This is a genomic window from Sphingopyxis sp., assembly GCF_036675685.1.
GTDB lineage: Bacteria > Pseudomonadota > Alphaproteobacteria > Sphingomonadales > Sphingomonadaceae > Sphingopyxis.
Map to the genome: position 1 here is coordinate 36627 of NZ_JAKFEM010000016.1, position 12553 is coordinate 49179.

General features: G+C 64.5%; 9 protein-coding genes. 3 read left to right on the forward strand and 6 right to left on the reverse strand.

Translation table 11 applies throughout. The features are described 5' to 3' along the window. The first annotated feature begins 72 nt into the window (after window positions 1-72). Window positions 73-1557, forward strand: coding sequence for an AMP nucleosidase (locus V6M50_RS07115; protein ID WP_332817857.1), 1485 nt, complete (start codon window positions 73-75; stop codon window positions 1555-1557). Window positions 1558-1774: 217 nt separating this feature from the next. Here V6M50_RS07115 and V6M50_RS07120 read toward each other — a convergent pair whose 3' ends face one another. From V6M50_RS07120 to V6M50_RS07140, 5 genes are all read right to left on the reverse strand, one after another. After that, window positions 1775-2305, reverse strand: coding sequence for an OmpH family outer membrane protein (locus V6M50_RS07120; RefSeq protein ID WP_332817942.1), 531 nt, complete (start codon window positions 2303-2305; stop codon window positions 1775-1777). Between the two features lie 19 nt (window positions 2306-2324). Next, window positions 2325-2705 carry a hypothetical protein gene (locus tag V6M50_RS07125; protein ID WP_332817858.1) on the reverse strand — a complete coding sequence of 127 codons (381 nt, stop codon included), beginning with the start codon at window positions 2703-2705 and terminating at the stop codon, window positions 2325-2327. A gap of 101 nt (window positions 2706-2806) precedes the next feature. Beyond that, window positions 2807-8734, reverse strand: coding sequence for a hypothetical protein (locus tag V6M50_RS07130; protein ID WP_332817859.1), 5928 nt, complete (start codon window positions 8732-8734; stop codon window positions 2807-2809). A 152-nt stretch (window positions 8735-8886) separates the two neighbouring features. Next, entirely contained in the window at window positions 8887-9417 is a 531-nt protein-coding gene (locus V6M50_RS07135; RefSeq protein ID WP_332817860.1) for a hypothetical protein, read from the reverse strand. Window positions 9418-10290: 873 nt separating this feature from the next. Continuing rightward, window positions 10291-11097 (reverse strand): SDR family NAD(P)-dependent oxidoreductase, encoded by an 807-nt coding sequence (locus V6M50_RS07140; RefSeq protein ID WP_332817861.1) that lies wholly within the window; start codon window positions 11095-11097, stop codon window positions 10291-10293. Between the two features lie 71 nt (window positions 11098-11168). On the opposite strand from V6M50_RS07140, the gene V6M50_RS07145 reads away from it, so the two are divergent. Beyond that, window positions 11169-11606, forward strand: coding sequence for a winged helix-turn-helix transcriptional regulator (locus V6M50_RS07145; protein WP_332817862.1), 438 nt, complete (start codon window positions 11169-11171; stop codon window positions 11604-11606). A gap of 78 nt (window positions 11607-11684) precedes the next feature. On the opposite strand, the gene V6M50_RS07150 is transcribed toward V6M50_RS07145, so the two are convergent. Further along, window positions 11685-12167, reverse strand: coding sequence for an SRPBCC family protein (locus V6M50_RS07150; RefSeq protein WP_332817863.1), 483 nt, complete (start codon window positions 12165-12167; stop codon window positions 11685-11687). A gap of 47 nt (window positions 12168-12214) precedes the next feature. On the opposite strand from V6M50_RS07150, the gene V6M50_RS07155 reads away from it, so the two are divergent. Further along, window positions 12215-12544, forward strand: coding sequence for an ArsR/SmtB family transcription factor (locus V6M50_RS07155; RefSeq protein WP_332817864.1), 330 nt, complete (start codon window positions 12215-12217; stop codon window positions 12542-12544). The last annotated feature ends 9 nt before the right edge of the window (window positions 12545-12553 follow it).

The following is a 12553-nucleotide window of genomic DNA, read 5'->3' on the forward strand; positions in this document are numbered from 1 at the left end:
GCCCGAAAGGCCGCGCCGCCATCATTCCGCGTCCCCTTCCCTTTTGTCATAATTTCGTGCAACAGCGACGCGATGACATCATCATCAAATCAACCCGACATCGCCGACCCTACCGCTCTCGTCGAGGGCGTCATCGCCGAACTGCAAGCCAAGTTCCGCGCCTCGGTCACCGCGCTCAAATCCGCGATCGCCGCCTATGTTCACGACCGCACGCTGCCCCCCGCCGACGCGGCCGCGACCGGGCTGTTCGACTATCCGGCAATCCGTCTCACGACCACCGGCGAACAGCGCGAAGGCCAGAAGGGACATAATCTGTCCTTCGGCCGCTTCGAGCGCGCAGGCGAGTTCGTCACCACGGTCACCCGCCCCGATCTGTTCGCCGACTATCTGCGCGACCAGCTCACCCTTCTCGCGCGGCATTATGACATCACGCTCGAGGTCACGCGTACGGGACAGCAAATCCCCTTCCCCTATGTGCTCGACGCCAGCGACGGATCGGACATGGGCGGGGTCACGCCGCTCGAACTCGCGCGCCACTTTCCCACGACCGAGCTCGCTGACATCGGCGACGAGTTGGCTGACGGATTGTTCGGCGCCGATCCGTCGGCGGCGCAGCCGCTCGCGCTGTTCGACGCGCTGCGCACCGACTTCAGCCTCGCGCGCCTCCGCCATTACACCGGCACCGCGCCCGAGCATTTCCAGCGCTATATCCTGTTCACCAACTATCATCGCTATGTCGACGAATTCGTCGCCTGGGCGGGATCGCAGGTCGGGCAGGGCCGCTACACCGCGCTCGCCGGCGCCGCGGGCCTCTACGTCGACCAGCCGGGGGTCAACGCGAGCGCACTCGTCGCCGACAGCGCATGGCGGCGGCACCAGATGCCCGCCTATCACCTGATCGCCCCCGACGGCGGCGGCATCACGCTCGTCAACATCGGCGTCGGCCCCTCGAACGCCAAGACGATCTGCGATCACCTGGCGGTGCTGCGCCCCGAGGCGTGGCTGATGATCGGCCACTGCGGCGGACTCCGCCCCAGCCAGCGCATCGGCGACTATGTGCTCGCGCACGCCTATCTTCGCGACGATCATATCCTCGACGCGGTACTGCCGGTCGCAATCCCGATCCCGCCGATCGCCGAAGTCCAGCAGGCGCTCGCCAGCGCTGCCGAAGGCGTGTCGGGCGCCACCGGCGCCGACCTCAAGAAACGCATGCGCACCGGCACCGTCGTCACCACCGACGACCGCAACTGGGAACTGCGCTACACCGACTCGGCGCTCCGCTTCTCGCAGTCGCGCGCGATCGGTATCGATATGGAAAGCGCCACGATCGCCGCGCAAGGCTACCGCTTCCGCGTGCCTTACGGCACGCTGCTCTGCGTCAGCGACAAGCCGCTCCACGGCGAACTCAAGCTACCCGGCCAGGCGAACCGCTTTTACGAAGAAGCGATCGCCGCCCACCTTCAGATCGGTATCCGCGCCTGCGAGACGATGCGCGACGAGGGCGCCAAACTCCACAGCCGCAAGCTGCGCGCGTTTAATGAGCCGCCATTCCGCTGATGACGGCCGCCGCTTTCGGCCAGCGGTAGCCGCGCCACTTCCTACATCGTCATCCCCGCGAAAGCGGGGACCCAGCGAGCTGACGTTGCCACTGGGTTAACTCGCTTGAAATCGCGATCTAGCTATGCTGAAGCTGGCGCCCGGGTGGCATGCAGCGTTGAGCGATGCGGATGCCTAAAGCTGACGGGATTCAACGCCAACGATGGCTGCAAGCCGGTCATTGCAGCGTGACGCTTTGAAGCAAACTGTCCATTTCCCGGGCGACGATAGGCGTGATGTCCATCGCGTTATTCCAGCCATAAGAATTATCGCGTTCGAGCACGACGCTGCAATTGGCGCGGGTGACGATGCGGCCCAGCGCCGTGCCCAGCGCTTGGTCGATCTGCTGCTGGCCCCGCGTCTGCGCGGCGATGAAGCGCACATTTTGCTGCTGCTCAATCGCCTGGGCCTGCTGGTTGAGCGCGGAAAGCTGACGCTGATATTCGATCGGCGCCGTCGAATTCTGCCGCGCCTCAAGCGTTCGGCGTTGTTGATCGATTGAGGAGCGCTGTCGGGCGAGATCGCCCGATAGCGCACCCTGCATCTGCTTGAGCTGTGCCTGCATCGACTGGCCCGCGCGGGATGCACCGATGGCGCCATTGCGCGAGAGCAGACAAAGGCCTTGGATCGCTGGACCGAAGGTCTGCGCCGACGCTGTGACGCTGGCGAAGGTGAAAGCGGAGGCGGCGAACAGAATGATTATGCGCATGACGCCACCTCTTGCCCAATCAGCTTGCTGCCGCAACCCGGTCCGCGCAGGATTGGTCCTGCCACACGACTTCGGACACCACGACGCTATAGTGACCGCGCGGGCGCTCGAAACGGATTTCCATGCGGCAACGCACCCGTTCCGTGCTTCCCGGCGCGGCGGGAAAGAAAAGAACGTAATTCCATCGCCGCGTGATCCCTTCCGCGAAATGCGGCGCGCCGATCAACGGATAGATGCTGAATTTGTCGACGCCGGGCGTGATCAGCCGGATCGTGGCCGGGGTGGTGGTGACGCCCAGCTTCTTGTGCTCCAGCACCACCGGCCGAAAGGCTGCGGGATCGACCGTCGCCTGATAGGTTGAAGCGGACGATGCGGGCGAAGGGCTATCTTCAGAAGCCACGGCCGGGTTCGTCAAACATGCGCCCGAAAGGCAAAGGGCAGCGAAAAACTTGGTTTTCATAACATCCTCCTTGAGGAAAGAGCGATCGATGAGGAACGAAATCAGAACTGGAACCCGACGCCCACATTGGCGCCGGCGCGCTGCTGCGTGTCGTAGGTCGCTCCGGCCTTGATGACGGTGCGGCCGTCATCCAACACTCGCGACAAGCCGAGTGCGAATGCCGATTGCCCGCGGTAGGTTCCGGCGCCGAAGGCGAGCATCCCGCGACCGGGTTCGAAGGCCTGCGGAAGCCCCGCGGCGGCAAGCGCGCCCGCCGTCCCGGCGAAGCCGTCGCGCCGCGCCCGGGTCAAGTCGAACTCGATGCCTACAAGCCGCGAGTCGGTATAGGCATTGGCCGAGGCAAGCGTCTCGGCGAGACCGTCACCAAGCTGCTGGACATTGACGGCATCGGTGGGGGCGACGCCGGCCGCGACATTGTGCAGTGTGGTGGCCGATCCGCCCGGATTGAACGTGACCGAGTTGCCGGCCGCATCATATTGCACCGAATTACTGGCCAGCTGTTGGATCGGGTAGAGCTGCGAGCCGTTCACCGCATCGGTCGAGGTGGCGTTCACCGCGCCCGCTCCGACGTTCTGGACGACATTGCCCCCCATGTTGACGCTGGTGTTGGCGCCGACGGTCAGGCCGCCATTGGCATTGACGACCCCGCTGAACGTCGGATTGTCCGCCATCGCGATCTGCAGCTGATTACCGTTCAGCGTCACTACGGTGTTGGAACCCGCGGATACGTTGAGCGTGCCGTTCGACGGGACGTTCGTCGCCGGGCCGCCATTCGCCGAGATATTCCAGCCCGCGCTGGCCGTCGTATTCAGCGCCTGAAGGGCATCGTTGACGCTGCCATAGGTGTTGCCGCCGACATTCAGCGCGGTCGTCACCGTTCCGGTGGTCGAATTATAGGTGGATCCTCCGCCCAGACCGGCCGCCACGCTGTCGCCAAGGTTGGTGACGTTGCCCTCAACCACGGTCACACGATTATCGAGATTGGTGACCGCCGTAGTCTGCGCACCGAGCGCATCGCCGACATTATTGTAGGTGTTTCCGCCCACATTATAGGTGGGCCCCGTATAGGCTCCGGTGGTCGCATCATAGGATGCCCCGCCACCCAGGCTAGTGGCGGTATTCTGGGCCACCTGGTTGAGCTGGCTGACATTCACCGCATCGGTCGGCGCCGAGCCCGCGGCGACATTGGTGAGCTGCCGCTCCGCCCCTGCGCTGCCCACCGACACCTCGCCCGCCGAGTTTTGCGGCGCGGCGAGGCCATAACCCGCATAGCCGGTCCGCGATCCAACGCTCGTCGTCGCGCCCGCGCCGAGCGCGACGCTGCCCGCAAAGCTCGCGTTGGCGCCGGGGCCGATCGCGATCGACTGGATGCCGTTTGCGATCGAGTTGGTGCCGAAGGCGATGCCGTCGGCTTGGCTGACCCGGGCGTTCTGGCCGATCGCCGTACCTCCCGGTGCGGTCTGGTCGACAATCGCGCCATTGCCGATGCCGATGCCATTGTCGCCATTGACCACCGTGGTCGGGCCGACCGCGATCGATTCCGCGCCCGCCGCGAGCGAGTCGACGGCGCTCGAATTGGCGTGGAAATATTGGATCGGCGTCACCGAAACCGACGAGATCGCACCCTGAAGCTGGCGCAGCGTTACGGCGTCCTGTGCCGCCGTGCCGTCGGCGACATTGGTGATCTGGCGATATTCGTTCGTCGCCGCATTGCCGACCGAGACCGCGCCCAACAGGGTCGCGTCGGTGGTATTATAGGGCACGAAGCCGATGCCCGCCGGGATCGTGCCGCTGACCGGCGCGATCGCGCGGTCGGCGACCGAGCCCGAACCGAGCGCCAACGACCCATCGACGGTGGCCTGGCTGTCACGGCCGAGTGCGACCGTATTCGCGCCGGTAGCGGCCGCCTGATAGCCGAGCGCGGTCGAACCGACCCCTTGTGCGAAGGCATCGGTTTCCGCGAGGCCGGTTTCATTGGTGCGCGCATAGCGAATGCCATCGCCATTCGCGTCGGTGTAAGCGGTCGAGGTATCGCCGGCGATGTTGGTGATCGCGTCGCCGAGATTGGTGAGGCTGCCCTCGACCGTGGTCACCCGTCCGTCGAGATTGGTGATATCGCCTTCTGCCGTTGTCACCCGGCCATCGAGGTTGGCGATGTCGGTCGTGTTCTGGGTCACCTGCGTGTTCGTCGCGAACAGCTGCGATCCGTTCACCGCATCGGTCGAACTTCCATTAAGCCGGCCCGCCGCCACATTGGTGATCGTGCGCTCGGCACCCAGCGCGCCGATGCTCAGCGTCGACGTCGGCGCTACGCCCGCGAAGGCGTAGTTGGTTCCGCCGATCGTCGTTCCGGTGGTTGCCACCGCAACGTCGGTCGTCGAGCCATTGCCCAGGGCGACATCCCCGGCGTTGTTGGCGACCGCATTCGGGCCGATCGCCACCGAATCCGTCCCCAGCGCCTGGCTGTCCGCCAGCGCCGAATTGGCGTGGAAATATTTAATCCCCGCGCCGGTGTTGATGTTGGTGATCATGTTGTTGAGGTTGGTGACATCGCCCTCGACCGTCGTGACGCGGCCATCGAGATTGGTGATATCGGTGGTATTCTGGTTCACTTGGGTGCCCAGGCTGTCCACCGCCTGGTTGGTCGCGAACAGCTGCGAGCCGTTGACCGCGTCGGTCGACCCGCCACTGATCCGTCCGGCGGCGACGTTGGTGATCGTCCGTTCGGTGCCAGCGCCGCCGACGCTCACCGTACTCGTTGGTGCGGTGCCTGCGAAAGCGTAGTTGGTGCCGTTGATCGTGGCGCTGGTGGTCGCCACGGCGGCCAGCGTCGTGCTGCCCGAGCCGAGCGCGACATCGCCCGCGCTTGCCGTGGCGGTCGCGCCGTTGCCAAGCGCGACATTCCCGGCGAGCCCGGCCGCGCCGGCGGTCGAGCCGTTGCCGAGCGCGACGCTGCCCTGGCCGATCGCGCGGTTGTTGTTGCCGATCGCGACTGCGCCACTGGCCTGGTTGGCGGCGGTGGCCGTCGCGGTTCCGTCGCTGTTGGCGATGTTGTTCGCGCCGCCGGTGAAGGCTCCGGTGCCGCTGGCAAAGCTCGGATCGCCGATCGACACCGCGCCGTCGCCGAACGCAGTGTTGGAGCGTCCGATCGCCACCGCGCCGCCGGCGGCAGTGCCGGCATTGGCGGTGCTCAGATTACCGATGGCGACGTTTGCGCCGGTAGCGCCGGTGCTGGCGGTGTCACCCAAAGCCACCGAGGAGGCGCTGCCGACCGTGGACCGGTTGCCCACGGCGACCGAATTCGTGAAACCGGCAGTCGTATTCTGCCCGATCGCGATCGCGCGTGCTGCGGTTGCGGAGGCTGGAGTACCGGTCGGCACCGTTCCGCCACCGCCACCGATGGCGATGGCCCCGATGCCGGTTGCGCTGGCGCCGGCCGCCGGCCCGGAGCCGATGGCAATGGCATAGGAGGTGGTTCCCGACGCCGCCGCGCCGAGCGCGATCGCGTTCGAGCCGAGCGAGGAGGATTGGCCACCGATGGCGATCGAGTTACCGCTGAAAGTGCGCGCCGATGTGCCGATCGCAATCTGATCGGTGGCGGCTCCCGCCCCCGGAAGCTGGTTGAAGGCACCATTGCCGATGGCGACGCTACTCGTCGTCTGCGAAGCCGCATTCACGCCCATGGCGATCGAATTCAGCCCGGTCGCGCCGTTATTGTTGAAATTGCCGCCAGTGACGCCGCCGTCGTTGATGCTGAGATAGTGGATGGCGGTCGCGTTGAGCGTGTTCGACAACGTGCTGACCGCCTGGTTGGTCGCGAAGAGCTGCGAGCCGTTGATCGCATCGGTCGAGCCGCCATTAATCCGGCCCGCCGCGACATTGGTGATCGTGCGCTCGGTACCCGCCGCGCCCACGCTCACCGTGCTGGTCGGGGTGGTGCCGGCGAAGGCATAGTTGGTGCCGTTGATCGTGGTGTTCGTTGTCGCAACCGCTACGTCGGTCACGCTGCCCGAGCCCAGCGCCACGTCGCCGGCATTGTTTGCGACCGCCGTGTCGCCGAACGCCACCGCGCCCGCCGCCAGTGCGCTGCTGGTGCTGCCGATCGCGACCGAGCCTTGACCGATGACGGTGTTCTGATAGCCGATGCCGACCGCGCCCTGCGCCGCCGTGCCGGGCGTGCTGATTGCCTGTCCGCCGCCACCGACCATATTGGTATTACCCATTGCGACCGACCCATTGCCGGTGGCGGTATTATCCTTGCCCTGCGCGATCGCGCCGTCGCCGGTCGCGGTGCTGGGGTCGCCGATCGCCACGGCACCGTCGCCATTGGCGACGTTGCCGGCGCCGATCGCCACCGCCTTGCCGCCGGTGGCCGTGGTGTTGGTGCCGATGGCGACCGAGTCCGCGGAATTGGCGACGGCGTTCGTTCCGGCAGCAATCGCATTCTGGGCGCTCGCATTCGCGGTGTCGCCCATGGCCAGCGCGCTCGCCCCGCTCGCCAAAGCGCTAACCCCCAGCGCGGTCGATCGCGCGAGGGTCGCACGGGTACCATTGCCGAGCGCTACAGCGGCGATGTCCGTACCTTCGGCGCCCGACCCGATCGCGATCGAGCCAATTCCGCTCGACACAGCAGCATTGCCCAGCGCCAGCGCGAAGTTACCCGAAGCATTTGCATTGGGACCGAGTGTTGACGAGCTTATGCCCGACGCACGGGAATTTACCCCGATCGCAACGGCGAACTGCGCCGATGCCACGCTTTGGCGTCCGATCGCGGTGGCGTCGGCCACGTTTGCCGTCACGTCTGTCCCGATGGCAATGGCGCTTTGAGCGAGAGCACCCGTTCCGGCGCCAGTGCGCCCGCCCAGATACACGGCGTTCACGCCTGTAGCGGTTGCTCCAAAGCCTATGGCAGTGCCATTAGTCTGGCTGGCCAGGGCATTGTGGCCGATCGATGTCGTGCCGTTGGCGGCGACGCCGATGCCGGCATTGGTTCCGATCGCGACATTGTCGCTGCCCGTAACCAGGCTGCCTGCGGAGGCCGACAGGCTAGCATCGTAGGCAACGGTGCCATCGCCGGTCCCGAGGGCGATATTGCGCGTCCCCGTGACGCCGGAACCGGCGCCTCGCATCACACTGGCGATGCCACCGCCCAACGCGGTATTCTGCGCGCCTTGAACGAGTGTGCCGGCAGCAATGCCAACCGCAACGGAGCTGGCATTGCCAGTGGTAGATCCGGCGCCGGCACCTTGGCCCACGGCAACGGTGCTTGTACCAATGGCCAAGGCCTCCGCACCGAGTGCGGTCGCGCTGTTCCCCGTCGCCTGGGCGCGGTTGCCAACGGCCGTGGCGGCACTGTTTGACGCTATGCTGAGGCGGCCCAGTGCTACAGCGCCCGGGCCTGAGGCTGCGCTCTGAAGCCCGATCGCAACGGCCCATGAGTCGCTTGCTGTTACGTCCGTGCCGATTGCGATAGCTCCGGGCCCCGTGGCACCCGTGCCGGGCACCGTGCGCGCGCCGAGATAGATCGTGTTGACCTCCGATGCGATCGACCCTACGCCGATCGCGACGGCGTTGGTGGCGCCGGCATTGGCGTTGACGCCCTCGGCAATCGAGCCTGATCCGGATGCCGACGCGTTGCCGATGGCGATGGAGTTGGGAGCCGTCGCCGAACCGCCGCCGGCCTGATATTGCGCAAAGGCCGGCGCGACTATGCCACCCGCCGCGATCACCGCGAGACCGCCGATCAGGCCGGCAGGACCGACCGATGAGAGCAGCGCTGCGCGGCTGCCGCCGCCGAGCGCGCCCAGCCCCAGCGTGTCGCGCTTCATGCCCAACACGCGGTGCGCGCGGCGCAGCACCGCCATCAGCCGGCGCCGCTGCGACCAGCCCATGCCATTCGCACCCGGCGTCCAGTTTTGCGCCAATTCCGCGTTGCGCCGTCCGTTCGATGCAGTCTCGATATTGCCCATGATATTTCTCCTGCTCTGGCCCGATCCGATCCATGGATCGGGTGCTGAAAAGGTGCAGAGAACCATCGCGCGGTGACGCACGTCCGGAGCCCGCAATGTGTGATTGAAGAATTCTGCAGCAGCGCCCGCAGGCGCTGGCTGACGGCTTCTGTCTAGAGTGCCTCGCTACCCGGCGTGACGGTAACGACCACGCAGCTTGCGCCGCTCGCGATCATCAGCGCCTGCCCCTGGCCGCCGCCGAGCTGGTAGACCGGAACGCCCGACAAATTGGCTGCGGCAACGCTCCCCGCCGGCAGGTCTTTCACGACCTGCTGGCAAGGTTTCTGAAATGGCGCGATGCGCACGAAATGGCCTTCACAACCGTTCGCCACGGGCGCGGCGAAGACCAGACCCGCCGCCTGTCCCTTCAGATCGGGCAGATTATAGGTCATCCCGACCGCCCCTTGGATGTGATGCGCGTCGGGCGCTTGCTTATTGGTTTCGGTACGAACCGCATAATCGGCGCCCTGGGACACCAAGTCGCCCAGCACCGAATAAAGGCGCGCGCACTTCTGTGCCCCGAGTTTTCCTGCCTGTTCGGCGAACACGCGCGCGCCCGGTGACACGGCGTCGGGCGCCGTCCGAGCCGGCGGGGGCGCAGTGGGCGCCGCCGACGCGGGCGCGCTCGCTACACAGGCGATCATCAGACCCGCAATGAGAATATGCAGCCTCTTCCGCGCCGAAAGCGTCCGGCTTCCTGTCTGCCTATTATAGATCTCTCTCTCATATTTCATATCGCGACCCCTATTTTTACTGAAATACCAAGCTATTTACATAATTGTAAAAAAGTGTAATTTACATACTTGTAAATTATCGAATCACGATATTTCATATAGATAGAGATATGTAATGATATTGGGGCCGTCAAATATATTTTTTAAAAAAGATACTTAATATATACTTAAAATACTCCTCTATAAATACAGATTTCCCATTCTTTAGCTAGTAGTGCTAAAGAGTTATATCGCCTTTATATAAAGGATCGACAAAATCTGAATGTTTATCTAAAATATAGCTACGTCATAACTTGATCCTTATTATTCTATCGATTGAAACTGTACGGCGCGACGCCTTGCCGGTGCCGTGCCTGACGCCCTTGTCCTAGCGCGCGTCATCGCAACGCGTCCGCGCGCCGTGCAGCCAAATTCCAAAAAATGCGGTCGAGAAAATGCGGAAGAGAAGGTTGCGCCAGATATTCTCGGGATCTCATCGCAGCCGCCCCGCTACCGATATCATAGCGATGATATAGTGACACATTGGATCGAGCGTGAAAAGTCACTTTGTTATCGTTTCCAATGTGTTGTCAGATACGCCAACCGGCCCTTCCGATCTCGACCGGATGGTGGCGGGGGCCGGCCGCTTTTCGGCTCCGCGGCCAGTACCGCTGCGCATCCCGCATGGGTAATTAAAACGGGGTGTGGATGATGCCAGGGCGGCGTCGAACGTCGATTGATTGTCCACCCCAAATCCGACACCACGATATGGTTCCCCGCCTTCACGGGGGACCCAATGGGATTTCAAACCGCTTCGGTCACCCGGTAACGTTCGGCGACGTCGCGGCGCGACAATCCCGGCCCCATCGCGAGCCGCGCTGCGTGATACGCATCCCACTGGCCTTCGTCGGCGAGCGGCGGGATCGTCACGTCCTCGCCGCGGTCGAAGCCGAGCAGCGCCGCATCGACCAGATCGCCCGCGTCCATCACCATCTCGGCCGGGAAGGCGTCGATATCCTTGCCCGAGCGTTCCCAGATTTCGGTACGCGTCGCGCCGGGGAGCACCGCCTGCACCGTCACACCCTGTTCGCGAAGGCTGTTCGCCAGCGAAAGGCTAAGGTTGAGCAGGAACGCCTTCGACCCGCTGTACACGCCTTCATAGGCTTCGGGCGCAAGCGCGAGGACCGAGGCGATGTTGACGATCGCGCCCTTGCCGCGCGCGCCGAACGCCTTGCCCGCCGCGATCGCGAGCCGCGCGGCGGCGGTGATGTTGAGCGCGATGATCGTCTGGACCTCGGCAGCGCTGTTTTCGAGCGTGCCGCCGTTCAGCGACATGCCGGCGTTGTTCACGAACAGGGCGATGCCGGCGTCGTCGATCAGCCGCTGTTCGATGCGGGTGACATCGTCGCTCTTGGTGAGGTCGGCGGCGATCACGTCGACCGCGACGCCGGTGTCGGCGCGCAGCTTCGCGGCGAGCTCCTCCATCTGCGCGCCGTTACGAGCGACGAGAATGAGGTCGTGGCCGCGCTTCGCGAGGCGGTCGGCATAAACGGCACCGAGGCCGGTCGAGGCGCCGGTGATGAGGGCCGTTCCAAGGTTGGGAGAAGTCATGTCATTGCTCCTGCAAGCGGCCCAAGAGCGGGTCGCTTGCAAAATGATAGTGACTGCCCCATATGACTTCAATGACCGGCGAGAAAGAAATTTTGGGCACCTGCCCCGTTGACCGCGGTCTGACCCGCGTGGGCGACCGCTGGAGCATGCTCGTGCTACGCGACGTCGAGCGTGGGCTGACCCGCTATGAACAGCTGCGCACGAGCCTCGGCATCGCGCCGAACATATTGTCGCGGCGGCTTGCCGCGCTCACTGAGGCGGGGCTCTTGAAGAAAAGGCGCTACAGCCAGCGCCCGCCGCGCGACGAATATGTGCTGACCGATGCGGGATGCGACTTCTTGCCGATCCTGATGGCGATCGGCGCGTGGGGGCGGAAATATAATGGCGCCGGCGCGCTCAGCCAGCACTTCGACGTGAAGACAGGCGGAGTCGTCCGGCCGGTGGTCGTCGACGCCAACACCGGCGCGCCGATCGGCTCGCGCCCGCTGCGCTTCGAATATCCCGACTGAAACCCTCTCCCCTTGGGGGAGAGGGCAGCGAGACTTGCGAGCTTGCTCGCTAGTCGCAGCGGGTGAGGGCCCTATGCCTCACTTATACATCCCCTCGCGCAAATTGATCCCATGCTCGACCCACACCTTCAGCGCGCAAAGCATCTGCGACCACCCTTGGCAATTGCCATAGGAGGCGCTGAGCGCGCCCTGATTCTCGCGCCAGCCTTCCTCGGCGATCTCGACCAGCGTGCGCCCGTCGTCGAGCTCCTTGAAACTCATCGTCACCTTGGTGCGATAGTCGCTGTCCTTCAGCTCGCCGCCCTCGAGGTTCGGCGCCTCGCCCTCGTACGCCTGCCATTCGAGCACGATCTTCTCGTCGGGAACCACCTCGATCACATAGACCGGAAAAGCCCCCGGAAAATCGTGAAAATCCCACTCGACCGTGGCGCCGGTTTCGAGCTGGCCCTTCGCGCCGCCCGTGGTGAAATAGTGCGACAGCTTGTCGGGGTCGGCGACCGCCTCGAACACCTCATGCACCGGCTTCGCGATCCGCGCCGCGACTCGAAATTTCAGTTCCATCGACACTCTCCACTTGATTCCCCGTCATTATGTTATATATTTATAACATGTCAATCCACGAAGAATATGACCGTGTTTTCAAGGCGCTGGCATCGCACATCCGCCGTCAGATCCTCGACACGCTCAAGGACCAGCCGCTCACCACCGGCACGCTGTGCGGCAACTTCGCCAACATCGACCGCTGCACGGTGATGCAGCATCTAAAGGTGCTGGAGGATGCCGGCCTGCTGATCGCCGAGCGTCGCGGCCGCGAGCGCTGGAACCACCTCAACGCGATACCGATCCAGGATATCCACGACCGCTGGATCGGTCCCCATGCCGCCGCGGCGAGCGCAAAGCTCGCCCGCTTCAAGCAGACCGTGGAAGCAAAGAGCTGAAGCCCTCGC